At 70.5% G+C, this 24,699-nt stretch carries 22 protein-coding genes; 5 read left to right on the top strand and 17 right to left on the bottom strand.

Annotation, left to right across the window (positions count from 1 at the left end):
- Positions 1-38: 38 nt before the first annotated feature.
- The 12 genes from QF037_RS09615 to QF037_RS09670 all read right to left on the bottom strand — a co-directional run bounded on the left by QF037_RS09615 (position 39) and on the right by QF037_RS09670 (position 12,447).
- Positions 39-1,622 carry a glycoside hydrolase family 13 protein gene (locus tag QF037_RS09615; protein WP_307023652.1) on the bottom strand — a complete coding sequence of 528 codons (1,584 nt, stop codon included), beginning with the start codon at positions 1,620-1,622 and terminating at the stop codon, positions 39-41.
- Between the two features lie 34 nt (positions 1,623-1,656).
- A complete protein-coding gene (locus QF037_RS09620) occupies positions 1,657-2,517 on the bottom strand; it encodes a carbohydrate ABC transporter permease (protein WP_307023653.1) in 861 nt (286 codons plus the stop codon).
- On the bottom strand, positions 2,514-3,473 hold the full coding sequence (locus QF037_RS09625) for a carbohydrate ABC transporter permease (protein WP_307023654.1): 960 nt from the start codon (positions 3,471-3,473) through the stop codon (positions 2,514-2,516). The genes QF037_RS09620 and QF037_RS09625 overlap by 4 nt, the downstream gene beginning before the upstream one ends.
- A gap of 5 nt (positions 3,474-3,478) precedes the next feature.
- Positions 3,479-4,825 (bottom strand): ABC transporter substrate-binding protein, encoded by a 1,347-nt coding sequence (locus tag QF037_RS09630; protein ID WP_307023655.1) that lies wholly within the window; start codon positions 4,823-4,825, stop codon positions 3,479-3,481.
- A gap of 146 nt (positions 4,826-4,971) precedes the next feature.
- On the bottom strand, positions 4,972-5,967 hold the full coding sequence (locus QF037_RS09635) for a LacI family DNA-binding transcriptional regulator (protein ID WP_307023656.1): 996 nt from the start codon (positions 5,965-5,967) through the stop codon (positions 4,972-4,974).
- A gap of 84 nt (positions 5,968-6,051) precedes the next feature.
- The gene (locus QF037_RS09640) at positions 6,052-6,747 is read right to left on the bottom strand and encodes a GntR family transcriptional regulator (protein ID WP_307023657.1); all 696 of its coding nucleotides are present in this window, start codon (positions 6,745-6,747) and stop codon (positions 6,052-6,054) included.
- Between the two features lie 98 nt (positions 6,748-6,845).
- A complete protein-coding gene (locus QF037_RS09645; protein WP_307023658.1) occupies positions 6,846-7,847 on the bottom strand; it encodes a proline racemase family protein in 1,002 nt (333 codons plus the stop codon).
- Positions 7,848-7,884: 37 nt separating this feature from the next.
- Positions 7,885-8,790, bottom strand: a complete 906-nt coding sequence (locus QF037_RS09650; protein ID WP_307023659.1) for a dihydrodipicolinate synthase family protein — start codon at positions 8,788-8,790, stop codon at positions 7,885-7,887.
- Positions 8,791-8,836: 46 nt separating this feature from the next.
- Positions 8,837-10,228 carry an FAD/NAD(P)-dependent oxidoreductase gene (locus QF037_RS09655; RefSeq protein WP_307023660.1) on the bottom strand — a complete coding sequence of 464 codons (1,392 nt, stop codon included), beginning with the start codon at positions 10,226-10,228 and terminating at the stop codon, positions 8,837-8,839.
- Entirely contained in the window at positions 10,221-10,523 is a 303-nt protein-coding gene (locus QF037_RS09660; protein WP_307023661.1) for a (2Fe-2S)-binding protein, read from the bottom strand. The genes QF037_RS09655 and QF037_RS09660 overlap by 8 nt, the downstream gene beginning before the upstream one ends.
- Positions 10,520-11,680, bottom strand: coding sequence for an NAD(P)/FAD-dependent oxidoreductase (locus tag QF037_RS09665; RefSeq protein ID WP_307023662.1), 1,161 nt, complete (start codon positions 11,678-11,680; stop codon positions 10,520-10,522). Before QF037_RS09665 ends, QF037_RS09660 begins: the two co-directional genes overlap by 4 nt.
- A 107-nt stretch (positions 11,681-11,787) precedes the next feature.
- Positions 11,788-12,447 carry an MmyB family transcriptional regulator gene (locus QF037_RS09670; protein WP_307023663.1) on the bottom strand — a complete coding sequence of 220 codons (660 nt, stop codon included), beginning with the start codon at positions 12,445-12,447 and terminating at the stop codon, positions 11,788-11,790.
- 237 nt (positions 12,448-12,684) lie between these two features.
- Between QF037_RS09670 and QF037_RS09675 the strand changes: the two genes are divergently transcribed.
- Together QF037_RS09675 and QF037_RS09680 are read left to right on the top strand one after the other, a co-directional pair.
- Complete coding sequence (locus tag QF037_RS09675) at positions 12,685-13,341, top strand: helix-turn-helix domain-containing protein (RefSeq protein WP_307023664.1); 657 nt, start codon at positions 12,685-12,687, stop codon at positions 13,339-13,341.
- A gap of 32 nt (positions 13,342-13,373) precedes the next feature.
- Complete coding sequence (locus tag QF037_RS09680; protein WP_307023665.1) at positions 13,374-13,904, top strand: toxin-antitoxin system, toxin component; 531 nt, start codon at positions 13,374-13,376, stop codon at positions 13,902-13,904.
- A 16-nt stretch (positions 13,905-13,920) separates the two neighbouring features.
- Here the strand turns inward: QF037_RS09680 and QF037_RS09685 are convergent, their stop codons facing one another.
- The gene (locus QF037_RS09685; RefSeq protein WP_307023666.1) at positions 13,921-14,943 is read right to left on the bottom strand and encodes an alpha/beta fold hydrolase; all 1,023 of its coding nucleotides are present in this window, start codon (positions 14,941-14,943) and stop codon (positions 13,921-13,923) included.
- 222 nt (positions 14,944-15,165) lie between these two features.
- On the opposite strand from QF037_RS09685, the gene QF037_RS09690 reads away from it, so the two are divergent.
- On the top strand, positions 15,166-15,393 hold the full coding sequence (locus tag QF037_RS09690; RefSeq protein ID WP_266885729.1) for a hypothetical protein: 228 nt from the start codon (positions 15,166-15,168) through the stop codon (positions 15,391-15,393).
- 9 nt (positions 15,394-15,402) lie between these two features.
- On the opposite strand, the gene QF037_RS09695 is transcribed toward QF037_RS09690, so the two are convergent.
- Together QF037_RS09695 and QF037_RS09700 are read right to left on the bottom strand one after the other, a co-directional pair.
- Positions 15,403-16,077 (bottom strand): 4'-phosphopantetheinyl transferase family protein, encoded by a 675-nt coding sequence (locus QF037_RS09695; protein ID WP_307023667.1) that lies wholly within the window; start codon positions 16,075-16,077, stop codon positions 15,403-15,405.
- Positions 16,025-16,933 carry a metallophosphoesterase family protein gene (locus QF037_RS09700; RefSeq protein ID WP_307023668.1) on the bottom strand — a complete coding sequence of 303 codons (909 nt, stop codon included), beginning with the start codon at positions 16,931-16,933 and terminating at the stop codon, positions 16,025-16,027. Before QF037_RS09700 ends, QF037_RS09695 begins: the two co-directional genes overlap by 53 nt.
- A gap of 271 nt (positions 16,934-17,204) precedes the next feature.
- Between QF037_RS09700 and QF037_RS09705 the strand changes: the two genes are divergently transcribed.
- Both QF037_RS09705 and QF037_RS09710 read left to right on the top strand, forming a co-directional pair.
- Positions 17,205-18,350: an ATP-grasp domain-containing protein gene (locus QF037_RS09705; protein ID WP_307023669.1), complete on the top strand. Its 1,146-nt coding sequence runs from the start codon at positions 17,205-17,207 to the stop codon at positions 18,348-18,350.
- A gap of 184 nt (positions 18,351-18,534) precedes the next feature.
- Positions 18,535-20,214 (top strand): carbohydrate binding domain-containing protein, encoded by a 1,680-nt coding sequence (locus QF037_RS09710; protein WP_307023670.1) that lies wholly within the window; start codon positions 18,535-18,537, stop codon positions 20,212-20,214.
- Positions 20,215-20,322: 108 nt separating this feature from the next.
- On the opposite strand, the gene QF037_RS09715 is transcribed toward QF037_RS09710, so the two are convergent.
- Both QF037_RS09715 and QF037_RS09720 read right to left on the bottom strand, forming a co-directional pair.
- Positions 20,323-21,573, bottom strand: coding sequence for an alpha-L-fucosidase (locus QF037_RS09715; RefSeq protein WP_307023671.1), 1,251 nt, complete (start codon positions 21,571-21,573; stop codon positions 20,323-20,325).
- 3 nt (positions 21,574-21,576) lie between these two features.
- Positions 21,577-24,630, bottom strand: coding sequence for an alpha-mannosidase (locus QF037_RS09720; RefSeq protein ID WP_307023672.1), 3,054 nt, complete (start codon positions 24,628-24,630; stop codon positions 21,577-21,579).
- Positions 24,631-24,699 lie beyond the last annotated feature (69 nt).

Below are 24,699 nucleotides of genomic sequence, written 5' to 3' on the forward strand. Positions count from 1 at the left end.
GGGGGTGCAAGGGGATAGCGGAGTACATGCGGCCGGGCTCAGACGCGGAGCCAGACCGCGGTGTCCCTCGGCAGACTGCCGTCCGTGTGTAGTGGACCGCTGGCGAGGAGCAGTTCGGTGTGGGCGGGCAGCTCGGCGGGAGCGTCGGCCAGGTTCACCACGCACAGGGCGGTGGCGCCCCGGGTGAAGGCGAGGACGCCCCCGGGTGCCGGGAGCCAGGCGAGCGGGCCGTCGCCGAGTGCGGGGCGCAGGCGGATCGCCTCGCGGTAGAGGGCGAGCATGGAGGAGGGATCATCCTGTTGTCGGTCGACCGCATACGATGTCCAGTCGACCGGCTGCGGTAGCCACGGTGTCTCCCGCGAACCGAATCCCGCGTACGGCGCCGCGGCCGTCCACGGCAGCGGCACCCGGCATCCGTCGCGTCCCGGATCGACGCCGCCCGACCGGAAGTGCATCGGATCTTGTATGCGGTCGACGGGAACCTCCGCCTCGGGCAGCCCCAGCTCCTCCCCCTGGTACACGTAGACCGCCCCGGGCAGCGCCAGCGACAGCAGGGCGGCGGCACGGGCGCGCCGGGTGCCCAGGGTGAGGTCGGTCGGGGTGCCGAAGGCCTTGGTGGCGAAGTCGAAGCCGGTGTCCGTACGGCCGTAACGCGTCACCGTCCGCGTGACGTCGTGGTTGCACAGGACCCAGGTCGCGGGCGCTCCCACCGGGGCGTGCTCGGCGAGCGTCTCGTCGATGGACCGGCGCAGTCGCCGCGCGTCCCAGGGGCAGGTCATGAAGGAGAAGTTGAAGGCCGTGTGCAGTTCGTCGGGGCGCAGATAGCGGGCGAAGCGTTCGGTGTCGGGGAGCCAGACCTCGCCGACGAAGATGCCGTCGTACTCGTCGGCGATCGCCCGCCAGGAGCGGTAGACGGCGTGGAGTTCGTCCCGGTCGACGTACGGGTGCGGGTCCCGTCCCTCGACGAAGTACGGCAGACGCGGGTCCTTGACCAGAAGGGCCGCCGAGTCGATGCGGACGCCGGCGACGCCCCGCTCGAACCAGAAGCGCAGGATGTCCTCGTGCTCCTGGCGGACCGCGGGATGGTCCCAGTTGAGGTCGGGCTGTTCGGGGGCGAAGAGATGCAGATACCAGTCGCCGTCGTCGAGGCGGCTCCAGGCCGGTCCGCCGAACTGTGACTGCCAGTCGTTGGGCGGGAGTTCGCCCTGCGGACCGCGCCCGCGCCGGAAGTGGAACAGCTCGCGTCCGGGTCCGCCGGCCAGGGCGGCGCGGAACCAGGCGTGCTGGTCGGAGACGTGGTTGGGGACGACGTCGACGATGACGCGGATGCCCAGTTCGCGGGCCTCGGCGATCAGTTTCTCCGCCTCGGCGAGGGTGCCGAAGGCGGGATCGATCGCGCGGTAGTCGGCGACGTCGTAGCCGCCGTCCTTCATCGGGGACAGGTACCAGGGGCTGAACCACAGGGCGTCCACGCCGAGTTCGGCGAGATACGGCAGCCTGGCGCGGACGCCGGCGAGGTCACCGGTGCCGTCGCCGTCGCCGTCCGCGAAGCTGCGGACGTAGACCTGGTAGATGACGGCGGAGCGCCACCACTCCTTCGGCGCATGGGTGGGCTGTCCCACTGGGCTTCCCTTTCTGTGGACGGGGGGGTCGGCGTCAGCCCTTGGTGCTGCCCGCGCTGATCCCGGCGATGATGTGCCGCTGGAAGACCAGGAACAGGGCGACCATCGGGATGCTGGCGATCACCATCGCGGCGATGAGCACGGTCAGCTGGATGTTCTGGGACAGCTGGACGAGTGCCACGCTGATGGGCTGTTTGTCGGTGTCGGAGAAGACCATCAGCGGCCACAGGAAGTCCTGCCAGACGGCGACGAGCGCGAAGATCGACACCACCCCGAGGACCGGCCGTGACATCGGCAGCACGATCGACCACAGGACGCGCAGCTTTCCGGCGCCGTCGATCTCGGCGGCCTCCAGGACGTCGCGCGGGATCTGGTCGAAGAACCGCTTGAGAAGGTAGAGGTTGAAGGCGTTGGCGACGGCCGGGAGCCAGATGGCGAGCGGGTCGTTGAGCAGGCCCAGGTCGGCCACGGTCAGGTATTTCGGCACCACCAGGGCCTGCGCCGGGACCATGAGGGTGGCCAGGATGCCGCCGAGGATCGTCTTGCCGAAGACGGGGTTCAGCCTGGACAGCGCGTAGGCGGCGGCCGTGCACAGAACCAGCTGGAACGCCCAGGCGCCGGCCGCCTGGACCACCGTGTTCCACAGGTGCTGGGGCAGTTGCATCAGGTCCCAGGCGTCGCGGTAGCCGTCCGTGTGCCACCGCTCCGGGAGGAGGATGGGCGGTGTCCGCGCCACCTCGTCGGGGGACTTCATCGCGCCGGTGACCATCCAGTAGACGGGGAAGAGGAAGGCGAGCGTGAAGAGCAGGACGACGCCCGTGAAGACGGTCCAGTACAGGGCCCTGCCGCGGGGGCGGGCCAGGGTCGCCGGGGAGACGAGGGTGCGGGTGCTCACGCGGCGTCCTCCTCTCCGGAGCGGGTCAGGCGCAGATATCCGGCGGAGAAGGCTCCGAGCAGGATCAGGAGCATGACGCTCAGCGCGCAGGCGCCGCCGAAGTCGTTGTAGAGGAAGGCGTACTTGTAGATCAGGTAGAGCACGGTGACGGTGGCGTTCTCGGGACCGCCGCCGGTGATGACGAACGGTTCGGTGAAGACCTGCATCGTCGCGATGATCTGAAGGAGCATCAGCATGAGGATGACGAAGCGGGTCTGGGGCACCGTCACATGGCGGATGCGCTGGAGGAGGCTCGCGCCGTCCAGCTCGGCGGCCTCGTACAGCTCGCCGGGGATGGACTGGAGCGCGGCCAGATAGATCAGGACGGTGCCGCCCATGTTGGCCCAAGTGGCCACGATGGCGAGGGAGATGAGCGCGGTGTCGGCGCCGTTGGACCAGTTCGAGGTGGGCAGGTGCAGGAACCGCAGCGCCTCGTTGGCGAGGCCGGTCCCGGGGTCGTAGAACCATTTCCACAGCAGGGCGCTGACCACCGGCGGGATCATCACGGGCAGATAGACCACGACTCGGAAGAACGCCTTCGCGTGCCGCAACTCGTTGAGCAGCAGGGCCAGTACGAAGGGGATCGCGAAGCCGATCAGCAGGGCCAGCACGGTGAAGGTGAGGGTGTTGCGCCAGGCCGCCGTGAACTCCGGGTCGTGCCACACACGGCTGAAGTTGTCGGTGCCGACCCACTCGGGTGACGAGCCCGGCGTGTACTTCTGGAAGGCGATCACGATGGCGCGGAGCGCCGGGTACCAGGAGAAGACGGCGAAGCAGAGGAGGCCGCCGAGGAGGAAGGCGTGGGCGCCGAGCTGGTCGGTGAGGCGGCGCCGCCTCCGGTCCCCTGCCGGGGGCGGCGCCTTGACCGGTCGTACGGGGATCGTCTCGACCGGTCGTCGATGGGCCGTCCTGGTCATCGGGGTCAGCCCCGGGCCAGGATGCCGTCGATCTTCGCGGAGGCGTCCTTCAGGAGCCCGTCGATGTCGGCGTCCTTCTTGGTGAGGACGGCGGAGACGGCGCCGTCGAGGACGGAGTAGATCTGCTGGGCGTGCGGTGGCTCGATCTTCATGTCGAGGTCCTGGTTGCCGTCGAGGAAGGCCTGGTAGTTCTCCACCGGGACATTGGCGTTGGCCTTCTTGACCTGCTGGTCCTTGGCGTCGGCGGCGCCGGTGAACAGACGCGGCTCGGGGAGGCCGACCGGGGCGTCGCTCTTCTTGGCGCGGGCGTAGTCGCCGAGGAAGCCGTCTCCGGGGGTGAGGAACATGTGGTCGAGCCACTTCAGTCCGGCGCGGATCTGGGCGGGGCTCGCCTTCTTGTTGAACATGTAGCCGTCCCCGCCGATGAGCGTGCCCTGTCCGCCGGGCATGGGGGCGAGGGCGAGGTCCTGGTACTCGCCGCCCTTCTCCTTCACCAGGATCGGGATGTTGTCGGGCGCGGAGAGATACATGCCGAGCTTGCCCGAACCCATCATCTGCTGGACGTCGTTGATGACGAGGAGCTGCTTGCTGCCCATCGAGTCGTCGGTCCAGCGCATGTCGTGCAGGTTCTGGAGGACGGCCCGGCCCTCGGGGGTGTCGACGGTGGCCTTCTTGCCGTCGTCGCTCACGACGTCGCCGCCCTGGGAGTACAGCTCGGCGGTGAAGTGCCAACCGCCCTGGTTCTGGGCGCTGTAGTCGGCGTAGCCGACGGTGCCGTCGCCGAGAGCGGCGATCTTCTCTGCCGCGGCGCGGAGTTCGTCCCAGGTGGCCGGTGGCCGGTCAGGGTGGAGGCCGGCCTTCTCGAAGAGGGCGCGGTTGTAGATCAGGCCCATGGAGTAGCCGGTGCGCGGGATTCCGTACACCTTGCCGTCGACCGTGTACACGTCCCTCAGCTGCTGCTGGATGGTGCCGTAGCTCTTCAACTCCTTGACGTACGGCGTCAGATCAGCGGCCTGCTTGATGTCGACGACGTGCTTGGCGTCGGTGAAGTACGTGTAGAAGACGTCCTCCATCTGGCCGCCGGCGAGCTTGGCGTCGAAGGTCTTCGGGTCCTGGCAGGGGAAGGCGTCGTGGGCGACGACGTCGATGTCCGGGTTCTGCTTCTCGAAGGCGGCGACGTCCTCCTCGAAGAACGCCCGGTCGACCTTGGCGCTCTTGGGCGGCATGCAGTTGACCGTGATGCGGGTCTTCCCGCTCCCCGAGTCGTCGTCCGACCCGCAGGCGGAGGCGGTGAGGACGAGGGAGCAGATGCTGAGCGCGACGAACGTACGGCGGAACCCGGTGCTTCTCATCGGTGGACCCCTCTGGGCATGAGCAAGGAGGGCACGGCGACGGGCGGAGCGAGCCCGCCGTGCTGGCGCCGCACACTCAAGCACCGGCGACATCTGTCCGCAAGATGCCGCGCGGAATCTGTAATTATTCGACAGGAGGAGGGATCTCAGCTGCGAGGCGCTTGGGCCGTGGAACCCCGGACCACCAGTTCCGGCTCGAAGAGCAGCTCCTCCGGGGTCACGGAACCGCCGCCGATCTGTGTGTTCAGCAGTTCCACCGCCGCCCGTCCCATGGCCTCGATGGGCTGGCGGACCGTGGTCAGCGGGGGTTCCGTGCAGTTCATGAACGCGGAGTCGTCGTAGCCGACGACCGACACCTGCGCGGGCACCCGGAGTCCCTTGCGGCGGGCGGCCCGGACCGCGCCGAGGGCGAGCGGGTCGCTGGCGCAGATGATCCCGGTGACCCCCCGGTCGATCAGCCGGGAGGCGGCGGCGTGACCGCCTTCGATGGAGAACATGGCTCGGGCGACATGCTCGTCGGGGAGCTCCCCCAGACCGCGGGCGGCGGCGAGCTTGCGCGCCGACGGCACATGGTCGTCGGGTCCCAACACCAGCCCGATGCGCTCATGGCCCAGCGAGGCGAGGTGGCGCCAGGCCTGCTCGACGGCGACCGTGTCGTCGCAGGAGACCCCGGGAAAGCCGAGGTCGGCGATGGACGCGTTGACGAGGACGACGGGGATGTTGCGGTCGGCGAGCAGCCGGTAGTGGTCGTGCGGGGCGTCGGCCTGGGCGTACAGGCCACCGGCGAAGACGACGCCGGAGACCTGCTGCTGGAGCAGCAGCGCCACGTAGTCCGCCTCGGAGACACCGCCCTTGGTCTGGGTGCACAGCACCGGGGTCAGTCCGAGCTGGGCCAGCGCCCCGCCGATGACCTCGGCGAACGCCGGGAAGATCGGGTTCTGCAACTCGGGCAGCACGAGGCCGACGAGCCGCGCGCGCTCCCCGCGCAGCTGTGTGGGCCGCTCGTAGCCGAGCACGTCCAGGGCGCTCAGCACCGCCTGCCGGGTGGTCTCGGAGACTCCGGGCTTGCCGTTGAGCACCCGGCTGACCGTGGCCTCGCTGACCCCGACCTTCTTCGCCACCTCGGCAAGTCGTCGCGTCATGCGCGCAAGAATAGCGCAAGAAATGCAAGCGGCTTGCGTTCCGATGGATCGGGCTTGCGTGGTTCCGGTCGCTCCGGAATGCCGCTACTTGGCCGCCCACAGACCGCGGACGTGACCGAGATGGCGTGTCATCACCGCGCGCGTCGCCTGCTCGTCGCGTGCGATCAGTGCGTCGATGAGTTCGAGGTGCTCCTCGGCGGAGGCCAGCAGACGGCCGGCCTCGACCAGTGCCGTGAGCCCGTAGAGACGGGACCGCTTGCGCAGGTCGCCGACGACCTCGACGAGATGGGCGTTGCCGGCGAGGGCGAGCAGGCCCAGGTGGAAGCGAGTGTCGGCCTCGACGTACGCCACCAGGTCGCCGGCCGCCGCTGCCTGTACGATCTCCCGGGCCGCCGGGCGCAGCGCCTCCAGCGAGACCGGGTCGGCGGTCCTGGCCAGCTCCGTCACCGTGGGAATCTCGATGAGCGCACGGATGTGGGTGTACTCGTCGAGTTGTCTGTCGGAGACGGCGGTGACCCGGAAGCCCTTGTTGGGAACGGTGTCGACCAGGCCCTCCTTGGCCAGGTCCAGCATCGCCTCGCGCACCGGCGTCGCCGAGACACCGAAGCGGGCGGCGAGGGTCGGCGCCGAGTACACCTCGCCGGGCAGCAGTTCACCGGCGACCAGTGCGGCCCGCAGGGCGTCGGCGACCCGTTCCCGGTAGCTGCTCTTCTTGCCGCCGAGAACGGGCAGGGCCGGGGCGGTGGCAGGGGTGGGGGCGCTGGTGCGCTGGGCAGCCATGAGGGCGGTCTCCTAGTGGTGCAATGTCACGCGACATCGTCATTATCGACCTCCCGGTGAACCTGCCGGGACGCCGAGGACGGCCGCCGGGGGAACACCTAGAGGACGAACCCGGCCGGGAAGGGGTCGGTCGGGTCGAGCAGGTACTGGGCCGTGCCCGTGATCCAGGCCCGGCCGGTGAAGCTGGGCAGGACGGCGGGGATGCCGGCGACCTCGGTGGTGCCGAGGAGGCGGCCGGTGAACTGGGTTCCGATGAAGGACTCGTTCACGAACTCGGTGTGCAGGGGGAGTTCGCCGCGCGCGTGGAGCTGCGCCATGCGCGCGCTGGTGCCGGTTCCGCAGGGTGAGCGGTCGAACCAGCCGGGGTGGATCGCCATCGCGTGCCGGGAGTGCCGGGCGGTGGCGCCGGGAGCGTACAGGTGGACGTGGTGACAGCCGCGGATCGAGGGGTCCTCCGGGTGGACGGGCTCCTCCTCGGCGTTGATCGCTTCCATGAGGGCGAGGCCGGCCTGGAGGATGTCGTCCTTGCGGGAGCGGTCGAAGGGCAGCCCGAACTCCTCCAGCGGCAGGATGGCGTAGAAGTTGCCGCCGTATGCCAGGTCATATGTCACCGTGCGCCCGCCGACGAGTGTGATCTTGCGGTCGAGGCCCACGGAGAAGGACGGCACGTTCTTGAGCGTGACCGACTTCGCGGCGCCGTCCTCGACCTCGACCTCGGCGACGACGAGTCCCGCCGGGGTGTCGAGCCGGATGGTGGTGACCGGCTCGACGACCTCGACCATGCCGGTCTCCACCAGCACGGTGGCCACCCCGATGGTGCCGTGTCCGCACATCGGCAGATAGCCGGAGACCTCGATGTAGATGACGCCCCAGTCGCAGTCCGGGCGGGTGGGCGGCTGGAGGACGGCGCCGCTCATCGCCGCGTGGCCTCGGGGTTCGTTCATCAGGAGCTGCTTGATGTCGTCGCGGTGCTCGCGGAAGTACAGCCGCCGCTCGTTCATGGTCGCGCCGGGGATCGTGCCGATGCCGCCGGTGATCACGCGGGTGGGCATGCCCTCGGTGTGCGAGTCGACGGCGTGCAGGACGAGTTTGCTGCGCATGACGCTCCTGATGAACCTGGGGGATCCGACGGGACGGTCAGGCGAGTCCGGCGGCGACCGCCCGTTCGGTGGCCGCGCGCACCGCGGCCTCCTGCTCGGGCAGCAGCGGGACGCGTGGCGGACGGACGGGGCCGCCGTGCCGGCCGACGATGTCCATGGACAGCTTGATGGACTGGACGAACTCGACCTTGGAGTCCCAGCGCAGCAGCGGGTGCAGCTGCTCGTACAGCTTCTTCGCGGTGGCCAGGTCGCCCGCGACGGCCGCCCGGTAGAGCTCCACGCTCGCGCGGGGCAGTGCGTTCGGATAGCCCGCCACCCAGCCCTTGGCCCCGGCGATCGCCAGCTCCAGGAGGACGTCGTCGGCGCCGATCAACAGGTCGAGCCCGGGGGCGAGTTCGGCGATCCGGTACGCGCGGCGGACGTCGCCGGAGAACTCCTTGACCGCGTGGATGTGGCCCTCGGCGTACAGCTCGGCCAGCAGCTCCGGGACCAGGTCGACCTTGGTGTCGATGGGGTTGTTGTACGCCACGACCGGCAGTCCCGCCTTCGCGACCTCGGCGTAGTGGGCCAGCACGGACCGCTCGTCGGCGCGGTAGGCGTTGGGCGGCAGCAGCATCACGGAGGCGCAGCCGGCGTCCCTGGCCTGCTCGGCCCAGCGGCGGGCCTCGGCGGAGCCGTAGGCGGCGACACCCGGCATCACGCGCTCCCCTCCGATGGCCGCCACGGCCGTCTCGACGACCTTGGCCCGCTCCTCGGGGGTGAGAACCTGGTACTCGCCGAGGGACCCGTTCGGTACGACGCCGTCGCAGCCGTTCTCGACCAGCCAGACGCAGTGCTCGGCGAACCTGTCGAGGTTGACGGAGAGGTCGTCGTTCAGCGGGAGGGCGGTGGCGACGAGGACGCCGCGCCAGGGGCGGCCGCCGATGTTCTCGGTGCTGGTCATCTGGGATCCCGTCTCATCGATAGGGTGTGACATTTTACTGGCGGCCTCAGCCGTCCTCGGGCTCGGCGGCCAGGACGCCGAGGGGCACGGGTCCGGCGAACGGCCGAAGCGTCGGCGTGAGCGCGCACCCGGCGAGCCCCGCGACCGCGGGTCCGCACACCCGCCCCTGACACCAGCCCATCCCGGCGCGCGTCAGCAGCTTCACGGTCCGCACGTCCCCGGCGCCGAGCTCGTCGACGGCCTCCCGGATCGCTCCCCCGGTGACCTCCTCGCAGCGACAGACGACCGTGTCGTCGGTGATCTGCTCGGTCCAGTGGGCGGGCGGCAGGTACACGGCGTCCAGTGCGGCGAAGAACGCGCGCAGCCGGGTGCGGGTGCGCGCGGCCGCGGCCCACTCGCGCGCGTCGGGGGCGATGCCGCGCAGACGTGCCGCGATCGACCGGCCGGCGATGTGTCCCTCGGCCAGGGAGAGGGCGGAGCCTCCGATGCCGGTGGTCTCGCCCGCGGCCCAGACGCCGGGGACGTCGGTGCGCTGCTCGTCGTCGACGTGCACGTCCATCCCGTCGAGCCGGCAGCCCAGCGTCTGGGCGAGGTCGGTGTGCGGGAGCATGCCGTGCCCCACGGCGAGGGTGTCGCAGGCGATACGGCGCCCGGTGCCGGACCTGACCCGCCCGTCAGCGTCGAGCGCGGCGACGGTCACCGCCTCCAGGCGCCGCGCGCCGTGCGCCTCGACGACGGTGTGGCGGGCGAGGGTGCGCACCCGGTGCCGGAGCAACCGGGCCGCGTACCGGGCGCCTTCGGCGACTTTGCCGGGCCGGGCCGCCAGGGCGCGGGTCCGCCGTACGAAGTCCTTCGGGTCGGCGGACTCGACCAGCGCGGCCACCTCCACACCGGCGGCGGCGAGCCCCGTCGCGACGGGGAGCAGCAGTGGGCCGGTGCCGGCGACCACAGCGGTGCGTCCGGACACGGCGAGGGTGCCCTTGAGCATGGCCTGGGCGCCGCCCGCCGTCACGACGCCGGGGAGGGTCCAGCCGGGGAACGGCAGGACCTTCTCGTAGCCGCCGGTGGCGAGGAGGACGGCGTCGGCGCGGACCGCGGCGGGGTGCTCCTGCTCGGGGCCGAGCAGGGCGTGCGCGGTGAAGCCGGCGCCCCGCTGCTCGACGAACCACACGTGATGCTCCGTCAAGAGCCGTACGTGGCCCGCCTGTACGTGGGTGCGCAGGACGTCCCTCAGTCGCTCCCAGGTGCGCCATTGGTGGTGCAGGGCCTGCGGGCGGCGAGCGCGGAGGTCTGCGGCGGGCCGGCGGTAGAACTGGCCGCCGACTTCCGCGGCCGAGTCGATCAAGGTGACTTGTACGCCCCGGGACGCGGCGGCGACGGCGGCGGCGAGTCCGGCGGGGCCCGCCCCGATCACGGCGAGGTGCGGCCGGTCAGTCATCGTGGCCCGTCCCCTCCTGCGTACGGATCGCGTCGCCCGGCCGTAGCGGCACGAGGCAAGCCCGCCGGTTGGGGCGGTCGTTGACGGTCACCAGGCAGTCGAAGCAGACGCCGATGCCGCAGAAGACGCCGCGCGGCCGGCCCTCTGCGCGGGTGGTGCGCCAGGAGGTGACACCGGCGGCCCAGAGTGCGGCGGCGACGGTCTGTCCGGGCAGGGCCTCGATCTCACGGCCGTCGAGGGTGACCGCGAAGGCCGGGCCCGGCCGGGCGTCGGCCAGTTCGAGCGGGGATCTCACGCGGTTTCCTCCACGGGGGCGGGGAAGCGGTCGGGGCGGAACGGCGTCAGGTCCAGCTCGGGCGTCTTCGCGGTCAGCGCCTGGGCGATCAACTGCCCGGTACCGGTGGCCAGTCCGATGCCCGCGCCCTCGTGTCCGCAGGCGTGGTGCAGACCGGGGACGCGCGGGTCGGGGCCGATCGCGGGGAGGTGGTCGGGCATGTACGGGCGGAATCCGAGGTAGGCGCGCATCGCCCGGACGTCCGTGAGGAACGGGAACAGCCGGGTCGCGCCTGCCGCCAGGGCCCGTAGGGCCGGCAGCGAGAACGACCGGTCGAAGCCGACCCGTTCCCGGCTCGCGCCGATCAACACGGGCCCCGCGGCCGTCCCTTCCACGACCGGCGAGGTCTGGAGCGCGGCCGAGTCGCTGGCCACGTCGGCCACGTAGTCGGCGGCGTACACCTTGTGCCGGACCATCCGCGGGAGGGGTTCGGTGACCAGGACGAAGCCGCGCCGCGGGAGGACGGGGAGGCGGGTTCCCGCGAGCGCGGCCAGTTCGGCGCCCCAGGTGCCGGCCGCGTTGACGACCGCCGGGGTATCGATGTCGCCCCGGTCCGTGCGGACGCCGCACACCGCGCCGTCCGGGGTGAGCCGTACGTCCGTGACGGTCCGGCCGGTGAACAGCCGTGCGCCCGAGGCGCGGACCAGGTGGGCGGCGGCCAGCGCGGGCATGACCTGGCAGTCCTGCGGATACAGGACCCCGCCGGGCAGACCGGGGGCGAGGTGCGGCTCGAGGTCGTACAGGCCGTCTCCTACGACGGTTTCGGCGACGACCCCGGCGGCGCGCTGGGTGCCGGCGAACCGTTCGAGCGCGGCGAGCCCGTCCGGCGTCGAGGCGACGACCACGCCGCCCTTGGCCTCGTACTCGACGGCCTCCCCCAACTCCTCGGCGAGCTCCGCCCACAGGCGCCCCGACAGCAGGGCCAGGTCCAGTTCCGGGCCGGGTTCCTTGTCGGAGACGAGGAGGTTGCCCTCACCGGCTCCGGTCGTGCCGCCGGCCACCGGGCCGCGGTCCACGAGGATCACGTCGAGGCCCGCCCGGGCCGCGTACAGGGCGCAGGCCGCGCCCACCATCCCGGCTCCGACGACCACGACATCGCAGGTCAGTCGCTTGCTCACGGCAGTACTATGTCACATACCTCTCTATCTGGGAACGCCGCCACACAGCACCACACGTAAAGAAGAGAGGTGTCCGACGTGGCCGAGGACCGGTGTGGGCCGCGGCCTCACTCCGCCGCGGGGACCACCGTCAGGTGGGCGGCGGAACGGCGTGCGCCACGGGACCTGGCCGTCGCGGGGCGCGCCTCGCGCAGTACCAGGGTCAGCCGGGTGTAGCCCAGCTCCCGGAGGGTGGAGGACGTCTCGTCGACGACACGGCAGTCGGTGGCGCCCCAGCGCGGGTCCGGGTGCAGGACCGGGCGGACCCCGCCGTCGTGGGCGAAGGCCCGCTCGCCGACGGCGCGGATCCAGTGCGGCAGACCGTGCCGGTAGGCCGCCTCCATGATGGGGTCCTGGGCGATGTCCCGGCGGATCGACTGCAACCCCTGGTCATGACCGTGGCGCTCCACGGCGTCCGCGAAGTGGGCGAGCATCGGCAGGCACCAACTGGACTCGTGCTCACCGAGAACCGTGCCCGCGTCCGGATGGAACAGGACGAACCTGAGGAAGTTGTCGTCGGGCATGGCGGTGGGATGCGGGCCCACACCACGGAAAAGTGTCTCGAAAGCGGTGTTCGACAACACGACGTCCCACCGGTGGTCGAGAACGACCGAGGGAAAGGGGACCGCTTCGAGAAGGGTGGCGTAGTCCTGCAGATACGCCCGGGCCTCAAGACTCTCGGGGACGGGCCGCAGCTCCGGCCGCTGCCCTCCTGCCTGTTGTGCCATCGGGAGGTCACCCCTCTTGCCTATGCGGCCTTCACGCGGCGCCCTGATCCTGATGCCCGGGCGCAAGGCGTGTCAACTATCGTGGCATTTCATGCCTGTTGACGGCTGAAATTGGCCACAGTTGTGGCGAGGCCTGGATGTAAGTTCGAACAAGGGGCTACTCTCCCCGGAGTTCACGGCAACCGCTTGTGATGATCTTCTTGTGAGAAGCCAGTGAGAGACGTAGGAGATCTGCCGGTGACGGATGGCTTCGCGAGTCCGGCCGCCGCGGAGACGGCCGCGCTGCCGGGCGTCGTCGCCCGGGTCACCGCGCTCGCCGACCGGCTCGGCGTGCCGCACGCGGAGGTCTTCCACACCGGTCGCCTGTCGGTGGCCTCCGGCGTCCCCGAGCCCGTGGTCAAGTCCCTGCTCGGCGGCCGCCCCGCGGGCGAACCCGACGTACAGGCCCGTTTCCTCCAGCGCCTGGACCTGCTGCGCCGCACCCGGCTCAAGCCCAACGGCCGCAAGTACACCCAGCAGGAGATCGCCGACGGCGCCTTCATGTCACGGCAGCAGGCGGGTGCCCTCATCAACGGCGACCGGCGTCCCACCATGGAGCACTGCGACGCCATCCAGCGCTTCTTCCGTGTGCACGCCGGTTTCCTCACGGCCGAGGACCCCGAGGCGCTCGCCGGGGCCCTGCAATGCACGGAGCAGGAGCTTCTGCAGAAGCTGGCCGACCGTGAGAAGGAGGCGACGGCCGCGGCGGGCGATCCGCTGGAGCGGCTGCTGCAGGACCACGGCGTCCGCGGAATCGCCTGGCGGGCCGCGCAGCTGCCCACCGACCAGCACCGCGACAAGGTCGCCGAATGGCTGGACATGCTCCTGGAGAGCGTCAAACGGCCCGAGTCGTGAGCCGGGGGATGACTGTGGGCATCGGTAGGGAAATGCGTCGCCTGTGCGGCGAGCTGGTGGCGGAACTCACCCTCCCCGCACCGGCGCGTCCGGCGGACCTGTACACCGAACTCTGCGAGGCGATGAGCCGGCGCCGCGGCCGCCCGGTCCACTTCCGTACGGCCGCGTTCCCGCCCGACACGGCGAGTGGGCTGTGGCTCGACATGGCCGACCAGGACCTCGTCGTCGTGGAGGAACGCACCGCTCCCGGGCACCAGTTGGTCATCCTCGGACACGAGCTGTGGCACATGAAGGCCGGGCACTGCAGTCACCACGTCGAAGGCGCCGCGGTCGCGGCCCGCATGCTCAGTGACGACGCCGACCTGCGAGCCACCGTGCTGAAGGTCGCCGCCCGCAGCCGCTTCGACCAGACCGACGAGCAGGAGGCCGAACGCTTCGGCCTGCTCCTCGCCAGCAAGTGCCTGACCTGGCTCGACGGTTCGCCGGCCCGGGGACCGGTACAGCGCGACCGCCTCGCGGGCCGTATCGAGGCGTCGCTCGGCTACCTCGGTCCGCAGAGCTGACCGGCACCGCCGCCGGTCAGGTCGCGCTGCGTTCGCTCGCCTCGCGCAGGTCGCGTTCGGTGGCACGGCTGAGCGGGAGGCCGGGCCGCCCCTCGCACAGCAGCTCGCGCCAGTGCTCACGGCTCCAGTCCGCCGGAGCCGTGGTCGCGGTGAACTCCTCGACCAGGGAGACGAACCGCCCCGGGTCGGCGTGGAACGGAAAGTGTCCCGCCCCCTCGAAGATCTCCAGCCGGCTCCCCGGCATCGCCTCGTGCGCCCCGAACGCGTGCCGCACCGGCACCACACTGTCCCGGTCGCCCCACAACAGCATCGTCGGCATGCCCTCGGTCAGATAACACCGGTCGAGCATGGTCACCACCTGCCCCCGCCAGTCGACCACCGCGCGCAGCGTGCGGATGAAGGCGTTGCGCGAGGTCTCGTCCGGCAGCGCGTCCACGAGGTTCAGCAGGTCGGGGGCGTCCTGCCCGAGATCGGTGTCGAGCAGCTTCATCAGCCCTACGGCGAGCCCCACTTGCCACCGCATACCCGGCAGCCGCAACGACGACAGCATCAGATGGGCCCCGGGCAGCGACACCATCCGCAGCACGGGATTCACCTCGCGCCCCACGCCGCCCGCGCTGACCAGGATGAGCCGCTCGGTGCGCTCGGGGAACTGATAGGCGAACTGCATGGCCACCCCGCCGCCCAGCGAGTGCCCGACCAGTGTCGCCGACTCGATGCCGAGGGTGGTCAGCAGATCGCGCACCCCGTTGGCGTACGCGGCCACCGAGTAGTCGGCGCGGGGCTTGTCCGAGGCGCCGTGGCCGAGCAGGTCGGGGGCAATGACCGTGTGGGTGCGGGCGAGGTCGGGGATCAGCTCGCCCCAGGTGTCGGAGGAGTCCCCGATGCCGTGGATGAGGACCAGCGCGGGCCCCTGGCCGGCCATCCGGAAGGCACGGCGGTAGCCGTGCACGACCCGGTACTGCAACTCGAGTTCACCGTGGCCCACCGAGCGCAGCCGTACGGTGCGCGCCGGGCGCCGGTGCGGGACGTCGACCACGCACGTGCCTCCCCGTTCCCTGGGCCGCCGAGCAGCGGCCGAAAGCCCTTGCATCCAGCGTAGGACGCCTTTCCCACCGGGGATTTCGCGGAGGTTTCACCTCCGCTAAGCGGGCGAACCGGGGAGTGGGCGGGCCTCATTGTCAGTGGTGGGCGGCAAGCTGGAGTTGCACCCCCTTGTACGGGTGCGTGACCGATGAGCCGACTTGGGGAGAGCCGACCGATGCACACCGCCGTACTGACCGACCGCGAGCGCACCGCCGTCCAGGCCTACCTGCGGCTTCTGCACACCGTGCGCGCCGCCTTCGACGGTCCGCCGGACGCGCCGCGGCCACCGGTCGTGCCGCCCGCCGTGCTCGCGGAGGCGGAACAGGCCCTGGCGGACGCGGGCCTCGTGGGCAACGAGGAGGAGTTCTTCCGGCTGCTGCAGAGCTGGTTCCCGCGTCCGTGAGGGACCGGCTCAGGCGTGCGGCACCACGACGGCGGTGGCGACCAGCCCGCGCCGGACGGTCCAGCGGCCCTCGAAGCGGCCCAGCCGCCGGCCGCCCACCGTCGGTCCGGGCACGAGGAGTTCGGCGCTGAAGCCGCCGCCGAGCCGTTCGCCGGGGTGGGCGAAGAGCTCGATGTCGGCCTCGGTGAAGTCGAGCCACTTCCCGGTCAGCGGGAACCACGCCTTGTAGACGGACTCCTTGGCGCTGAACAGCAGCCGATCCCAGTGGATGTCGGGCCGCTGCCCGGCCAGCCCGCGCAGCCGGTCCGCCTCGGCGGGCAGGGAGGTGCAGGCCAGGACCCCGTCGGGGAGCGGCTCGTGGGGCTCGGCGTCGATGCCGAGGGAGGCCAGGTCGGCGGCGCGGACCAGGGCGGCGGCGCGGTAGCCGTCGCAGTGGGTCATGCTGCCGGCCAGTCCGGTGGGCCACCGCGGGGCGCCGCGGGCGCCGGGCAGGACGGGCTGGGGCGGGACGCCGAGTTTCTCCATGGCCCGGCGGGCGCAGGAGCGTACCGCGGCGAACTCGCGTCGGCGTTTGTCCGCCGCCCGCGCCACGACCGCCGCTTCCTCGGGGTACAGCGGCGCGGTCTCGTCGTCACCGTACGTCTCCACGGCCACCACCGTGTCCGGCAGCAGCTCCTCGATCACGGGGCCCGACCTCCTTGGGCAGGATGCGGCGCAGCCGTCCCGGCGGGTCGGGGCGCTCGCGCCACTCCCGGGGGTATCCGACCGACACCTCTTCGAAGCGGACACCGTCGTGCCAGGTGGTCCGCGGGATGTGCAGATGACCGTAGACCATGGTCTCGACGCGGAACCTGCGGTGCCAGTCCGCGGTGAGCGCCGTGCCGCACCACATGGCGAACTCGGGGTACCAGAGCACCTCGGTCGGGTGCCGGTCCAGCGGGTAGTGGTTGACGAGCACGGTGGGCAGGTCGTCGGGCAGCTCGGCGAGTCTGCGGGCCGTCGCCTCGACCCGGGCCCGGCACCAGGCCTCGCGGCTCGGGTAGGGGTCGGGGTGCAGCAGGTGCTCGTCGTTGCAGACGATGCCGGTGCCGTACGCGTACTCCAGCCCCTCCTCCTTGGTCGTGCAGCCCGGGGGCAGGAAGGAGTAGTCGTACAGCAGGAAGAGCGGGGCGACGGCGACCGGGCCGCCGGGGCCCTCCCAGACCGGGTAGGGGTCCTCGGGGGTGGTGACGCCGAGGTCGCGGCAGAGCGCCACGAGGTGTTCGTAGCGCTCGACGCCGCGCAGGGTGACCTCGTCGTCGGGGTGGGTCCACAGTTCGTGGTTGCCCGGGACCCAGACGACCTTGCGGAAGCGGCCGGCGAGCGTCTCGAGGGTCCAGCGGATCGCGGACACGGTCTCGGCGACGTCACCGGCCACCAGGAGCCAGTCCTCGTCCGTCCCGGGGTGCATCCCCTCGACGAGGGCGCGGTTCTCCGGGTAGCCGACATGCAGGTCACTGATGGCCAGCAGTTGTCCGGAACCCCCGGCCCTCGACGTCACCTCTGGCCCCCTCCGAGCACACGAATGGGACCACGACAGCACATCCACGGCGCCCGGACAAGCGGGCCCGGCCCCGCCCGGAGGGGGATCGATCAAGATCGAATAATCCGTAACATGCGCGTTGCACGCCGGGCCCTCGGGAAGCCGTATGATCGCCCCAACACCACCGCCATGAACTTCCCTTCGCGCAGGGCGGTTTGGTGACCCTCCTCACACCCTGGCCGGGTTCGGCCTCCTTCGCCGTGCCCGAAAACCCCGAAAGGCGGCCTGCATGATCTCTCGCGTACGCGTCTGGCTCAACCGCACGTACGCGGAGAACGTGTTTTTCATGGATCAGCTGCGCCGAAATCCCTGTGATCGCGCCGTCAAGATCCATGCGACGCACGGCGACGCGGACTCCCCCGTACTGGCCGCCGCCGACACCGCCGAGCTGGAGCCGGAGGGCCTGTCCCCGGCCGCGTACGTCGAGTACGCGCTCGATCAGTGCACCCGCCGCGGCATCGACGTCTTCGTGCCCCGGCTGCACCAGTCGGCGATCGTGGCGCATCGCGCGGACTTCGCGGCAGCCGGTACGGCACTGCTCGCGCCGCCGCCGGAAGCCGTGGCCGTCTTCCACGACAAGGTGATCGCGTACGAGGCCGTCCAGGCCATCGGGGTGCCCGTGCCGCCGTGGTACCGGGTGCGGACCGCCGAGGAACTCGTCGTCGCCGTCGAGAAGTTGGAGGCGGACGGGTACAAGGCGTGCTTCAAGCCGGCGTCCGGTGCGGGCGGGGTGGGCTTCCGTGTGATCACGCGCGCCCCCTTCTCGCTCGATCACCTCAACGGCTTTCCCAGCCCGTACGTACCGCTGGACACGGTCGTGGAGGCGCTGACACAGGCCGACGAGCCGGTGGACTGGCTGGTCATGCCACGTCTGGAGCAGCCGGAGGTCTCGGTCGACTGCCTCACGGGGACCGACAACCGGATCCGGCTGGCGGTGGGCCGCACCAAGAACGGGCGCCGTCGTGGGTTCACGCTGCACGAGCAGTGGCTGGAGCCGGCGCGGATGATCGCGGAGGGGTTCGGGCTGCACTACCTGTCCAACATCCAGTTCCGGATGTTCGGTGACACGCCGGTGCTGATGGATGTCAACACCCGGCCCGCCGGCGGGTTGCACCAGCTGTCGCTGTGCGGGGTCAACGCGCCTTGGTCGGCTGTGCAGTTGGCGCTGGGTGAGGACCCGGGGGAGATGACTCCGCCGTTCCTGGGTCAGGACTACACGGTGGTGTCGGGGCCGCGGCAGCTTCGGCCTGTGGCCATTCCGCATCAGAGGGCGGAGGTTTCCGAACCTCTTCCTGCGCCGGCGCCGGAGCCTGCGGCGGCTGAGGCGGTTGCCGTCGACTCCGTCTCGGCTGCGGGCCAGGTACTGCCGCTTTAGGTTGTGTACCGGGTGCGGGTCGTCTGCGGCTGATCGCGCAGTTCCCCGCGCCCCTTAAAAGCATCTTCACCCACCGGTATGGACCAATTCCGCCGCTCACTCTTGACAGGCGGATTGGTCCATACCAACTTGTGTTGCGCACTTCGCTGTACTCCCGAACACCCCCATTCTTCAGGGAGATCACGTGCGCACTCCTCTTCCACGGCGTTCCAGACGCCTCTTCGCTCTCCTGGGTACCGCGGCTCTCGCGCTGGCCGGGGCTGTCGCCCTTCCCGGTACGGCCCAAGCGGCCAATGTTCTGACCAATCCCGGATTCGAGTCGGGGGCCCTGAGCCCCTGGTCCTGCGCCGGGAATCTCGGGTCGGTCGTCTCCTCCCCCGTGCACGGCGGCTCCAAGGCGCTTGCGGGTGCGGTGAGTTCGAGCGACATCGCCAAGTGCAGCCAGACCGTCGCCGTGCGGCCGAACACCGCCTACACGTTGAGCGGCTGGGTGCGCGGCAGTTACGTCTACCTCGGTGTCGACGGCGGTTCCTCCACGTGGACCTCGTCGCCGTCGGCGTACAACCAGCTCAGTGTGTCCTTCACCACCGGTGCCTCGCAGACGAGCGCCACCGTCTACACCCACGGGTGGTACGCGCAAGGCACCTACTACGCCGATGACATCAACCTCGACGGCCCGGGCGGCGGTTCGGACACGCAGGCGCCGACCGCGCCGGCGAGTCTGCGGTCCACCGGGAAGACGTCGTCGAGCGTGTCGCTGGCGTGGAACGCGTCCACGGACAACGTCGGTGTCACGGCGTACGACATCTACAGCGGGTCGAACCAGGTGCTCAGCGTCTCCGGGACGAGTGCCACCGTCAGCGGGCTCTCCGGCAGCACCGCCTACACGTTCACCGTGCGGGCGCGGGACGCGGCCGGGAACTCCTCGGCGGCCTCCAACGCCGTGAGCGTCACGACGGACGCGGGCGGCGGGGGCGGTACCGGGTTCAAGCAGGCCGCGCCCTACCTCTACCTCGGCTGGGGTGATCCGCCAAGCGCCACCTCGGTGATGAGCTCGACCGGGATCAAGTGGTACACGATGGCGTTCATCCTGTCTTCGGGCGGCTGCAACCCGGCCTGGGACGGCAGTAGGCCGCTGACCGGCGGCAACGACCAGAGCGTCATCAACTCCATCCGTTCCGCGGGCGGCGACATCGTGCCGTCGATCGGCGGCTGGAGCGGCAACAAGCTCGGGCCGAACTGCTCCACCGCCGAGGCGCTGGCGGGCGCCTACCAGAAGGTGATCGACGCCTACGGGCTCAAGGCGATCGACGTCGACATCGAGAACACCGACGAATTCGAGAACGCGACCGTGCAGGACCGGATCCTGAACGCCCTGAAGATCGTCAAGGCGAACAACCCGGGGCTGCGGACCGTCCTGACCTTCGGGACGTCGACGACCGGTCCCACGTACTGGGGCAACCGGCTCATCGAGCAGGCCAAGGCACTCAACGCCGGCATCGACGTGTTCACGATCATGCCGTTCGACTTCGGCGGCGGCGCCGACATGTACGGCAACACCGTGAACGCGACCGAGGGACTCAAGGCCAAGCTGAAGTCCACCTTCGGGTGGGACGACGCGACCGCCTACGCCCACATCGGCATCTCCGGTATGAACGGGCTCTCCGACCAGCAGGAGCTCACCTCCACCGCCACCTGGACCTCGATCCGGGACTGGGCGAACTCCCACCACATCGCGCGGCTCGCGTTCTGGTCGGTCAACCGTGACCGGCCGTGCCCGGGCGGCGGCGTGGTCAGCAACTGCTCCGGCATCAGCCAGAGCAACTGGCAGTTCACCTCGATCACGGCCGGCTTCACCGGCTGAGCCGGCTGACCGGGTACCCCCACGCCTGCGCCGACTCGGCCAGGCGTGGGGGCAGTTCGACGGCGACGTCGGCCTCGCGGGCCTGGGGACCGTCGTCCCGTGGCGTCGTCAGAACCGTCCCGCGCCTCGGTACAGCTCCAGTTCCCCGTCCAGTTCGACCGCGAGCACCGTGGCGTGCGGGTCGAGGTCGGTCTCGGCGGGCGGGTCGATCCACAGCACGCCGACGGCCTCGTGCAGTCCGCCGACAACACGGTGGGCGAGATCCGTGCCGGTGCCGAGGACGGTGACCTTGCGGACCGGGGTGGCCAGGCCGCGCACGCCGATCTCGGCGCGGGGGATGTCGAACAGGGTGAGGTAGAGCGTACGGCCGTCGGCGGAGAGGGTGCTGGGCCCGTAGTGGTGCCCGGCCGGCAGCCCGCGCACCGTCCCGTACACCGCCTCCGCGTGTTTCGCGATCCACTCCCCCAGCCCTTCGAGGCGCTCCACCTGCGGCTGCGGGATGGTGCCGTCCTCCATCGGGCCGACGTCGAGCAGCAGGTTGCCGCCCCCGCCGATGGTCTCGGTGAAGTAGCGGACGAGCTGGGTGAGCGACTTGTGGTTGTGGTCCTGGTGCTGGTAGCCCCACGAGTCGTTGATCGTGAGACACAACTCCCAGGGGCCACTGGGCGGTTCGATGGGGGCGCCCTGCTCGGGGGTGGCGTAGTCGCCCTCGCTGAGCATGCGGGCGTTGAAGACGACGTCGGGATTGTACGAGCGTATGAGCGCGGCGAGTTCGGGAATACGCCACTGCTCCTCGCTGCGGTCCCACTCGCCGTCGAACCACATCAGGTCGGGCCGGTAGCGCGAGGCCAGCTCGCGGATCTGGCCGTCCCGGTAGGCGATGAACCGCTCCCAGGCCGCCAGGTCCTCGTCCTCGGCCGCGCATTCGGAGTAGCGGTTGTCCTCCTGCTCCGGTGGGCGGCCCGGCTTGCGGGTGGTGGCGTAGTCGGGGTGGTTCCAGTCGGAGTGCGAGTAGTAGAACCCGACCTTGAGGTCCTTCTCGCGCAGGGCCTCGGCGTAGGGGCCGATGTAGTCCTTACCGAGGCTGAGGTCGCCGAACTCCGTGTCCCACAGGGCCACTCCGTCGTGGTGACGGGTCGTCAGGACGGCGTACCGGGCGCCGGCGCGGGCGAACAGGTCGGCCCACTCGCGAGGGTCGTACCTGGCGCCGGTGAAGCGCTCCAGCTGGGACATGTACCGGTCGTGCGGGACGATGTCGTCGTAGAACGACCAGGACTCCTGGACGCCGTCGACGGCGTAAATGCCCCAGTGGACGAAGATCCCCAACTTGGCGTCGGTGAACCAGTGTTGCATGGGCATGGGTCAGTTCACCTCGGCACGCTTCAGTCGCAGGGTGAGGATCTGGAAGGGACGCAGCGTCACGGGGACCGTGCCGTCGACGGCCGCCTCGTCCTCGGTCAGGGGTCGCTCCAGCAGGTCGGTCACCCGGGCCCCGGCGAGCGGGAAGCCGGTGCGCAGGACGCCCTGGGCGCGGCCGCCGCGGGACTCGTAGAGCCGTACGACCACATCGCCCGAGGTGTCGTCGGCGAGCTTGACCGCCTCGACGGTGATGCCCTCGCCGTCGACGGAGACGATCGGCTCCGGCTCGCCCGCCGAATCGGCCACGCGCAGGGGCAGGTTGAGGGCATATCCCTCGGCGACCGCGTCCTCGATGCTCGCGCCGGGCAGCAGGGAGTAGGTGAAGCGGTGCTTGCCCTGGTCGGCCTCCGGGTCCGGGACACGCGGGGCGCGCACCAGGCTGAGGCTGACCTTGGTCGTCGTACCGCCGTCCTCGCGGACCGTGCGGGAGACGTCGTGGCCGTACGTCGAGTCGTTGATGACCGCGACACCGTAGCCGGGCTCCGCGACATGCACCCAGCGGTGGCCGGAGACCTCGAAACGGGCCGCCTCCCAGCTGGTGTTGGTGTGGGTGGGGCGCTGGATGTGACCGAACTGGATCTCGGCGGAGGAGTGCGGGGCGCGGATGTCGATCGGGAAGCCCGCCTTGAGGATCTTCTCGGCCTCGTGCCAGTCGATCTCGGTCTCGAAGTCGATGCGGGGGCTGCCGGCGCGCAGGGTGATGGTCTGGGTGATCTTCGAGCCCTTGCCGAAGGCGCGGGTGACGCGGATCGAGCCGACCAGCACGTCACGTTCGACGACCTGCACGGACTCGATGTCCACAAGGTCCGTGTAGCGGTTCTTGTAGTGCTTGTCGATGTCCCAGGCGTCCCAGTAGTTCGGCAGGTCCGTGTGGAGGCGGAGCAGGTTGCCCTTGTCGGCGAGGACTTCACGCCGGGCGATCCGGTCGTAGACGGAGGCCAGGGTGCCGTCCTCGGCCAGCTCGACGCGGACGAAGCCGTTGTCGAGGGCGCGGTCCTCGACGATGACGAGATCGTCGGGAACGACGTTGTCGACGGGCGCGCTGCCGTTCGCCGGGACCTGCACCCAGCCGGTCGTTCCGTCCGCGTGCCGTACCACCTCGCGCCGCTCGAACGGGCCGGTGTTGAAGACCCGCGTCTGTCCGCCGCCCAGCGCGGCGATCGCCTCGCCGGTCAGCTCCTCCAACTCCACGGCCACCCGTGCGTATTCGGCCTCCGCCTCGCGGTGCACCCAGGCGATCGACGAGCCCGGCAGGATGTCGTGGAACTGGTGCAGCAGGACCGTCTTCCAGAGGCAGTCGAGCTTCTCGTAGGGGTAGGCGTAGCCCGGCGCGTGCAGGGCGGCCGTCGTCGCCCACAACTCGGCCTCGCGGAGCTTGTGTTCACTGCGGCGGTTGCCCTGCTTGGTGCGGGCCTGGGAGGTGTAGGTGGCGCGGTGGAGCTCCAGGTAGAGCTCGCCGTTCCAGACGGGGGCGTCCTCGTACTCGGCGCGGGCCTTGGCGAAGAACTCGTCGGGGTGCTCGACGACGACCTTGGGCGAGCCCTCCAGGTCGGCGAGGCGCCGGGCGCGTTCCATGATCTCGCGGGTGGGACCGCCACCGCCGTCGCCCCAGCCAAAGGGGGCCAGGGAGCGTGAACCGGCGCCCTTCTCGGAGTAGTTGCGGACCGCGCGGTCCATCTCCTCGCCGCTGAAGCGGGCGTTGTAGGTGTCGACCGGCGGGAAGTGGGTGAAGATGCGGGTGCCGTCGATGCCCTCCCACCAGAAGGTGTGGTGGGGGAATTTGTTCGTCTGGTTCCAGGAGATCTTCTGGGTGAGGAACCACTCGTTGCCGGCGAGCTTGGCGAGCTGCGGGTAGGCGGCGTTGTAGCCGAAGGAGTCCGGCAGCCAGACACCCTTGGTCTCGATGCCGAAGTGCTCGATGAAGAACCGCTTGCCGTGGATGAGCTGGCGGGCGATGGCCTCGCCGCCGGGCAGGTTGCCGTCGGACTCGACCCACATGCCGCCGACCGGGGCCCACTGGCCCTTCTTCACGGACTCCTGGATGCGGGCCCACACATGCGGGTAGTTGTCGCGCACCCACTCGTACTGCTGGGCCTGCGAGCAGGCGAAGATGAAGTCGTCGTACTCGTCGGCCAAGGACGTGACGTTGGAGAACGTCCGGGACGTCTTGCGCTTGGTCTCACGGATGGGCCACAGCCAGGCCGAGTCGATGTGCGCGTGGCCGACGCCGGAAATGGTGTGGGCGCTGGCGTGGGCGGGCTTCGCCAGGACCGGGGCCAGCACCTCGCGGACCGCCGCCGCGCTGCCGGAGATGTCGTCCAGGTCGAGGGCGTCCATGGCCCGGTCCAGGGCGTGCAGGATCTCGTGGCGGCGCGGCTCGTGATCACCGAGGTGGACCATGACGCCGAGCAGCACCTGGAGATCGAGGTCGAGGTGCCAGACCTCCTCGTCGAGGACGGCGATATCGGCGCGCTGGAATGTATACAGTGGACGGTCGCCTGCCGTCAGTACATCGCCGAGCAGGGTCGGAGCCGCGAAGTTGTTCGCCAGGATGTCGGGGTTGGACGCCGCCTCGACCAGGTAGTCGATCTGCTCCCCGCCCGCCGCCGGGTTGGCGATCGGCACGTACTGGTTGAGCGGGTTGACCGCCTTCAGGGGACGGCCGTCGGGCAGGTGGACCAGCGCCTCGGCCTGGTTGCCCGGCCAGTCGCCCACGAAGCCGAGGTCGATGACCGCCTCGACGCGCTTCCCGGCGAACTCGGCGGGCACCTCGCCCCGCATCCGGAACCAGGTGGTGCCCCAGGGCGGACCCCACGGGGTGTCCATCGCGAAGGGCGCGTACCGGGCCGCCGCGGCCTCCTCGAAGGAGACCGGCTCCCCCGGTGCCTGCCAGGCCTCGACCTCGAAGGGGACGGTGGCCGCGTAGATCGCGGGCTTGATGCGCTGGTTGTGGAGGCGCTCTACGCGTTCCTCGATCCGGCGGCGTTCGTCGTGCATGAGAGGTCTCCAGGAAGGGAGCGAGCGGGTGGAAGCGGAGGGAGGCGGGCCGGGCGGGGCACCACGAGG

Source organism: Streptomyces canus (assembly GCF_030815415.1).
Taxonomy (GTDB): Bacteria; Actinomycetota; Actinomycetes; order Streptomycetales; family Streptomycetaceae; genus Streptomyces; species Streptomyces canus_F.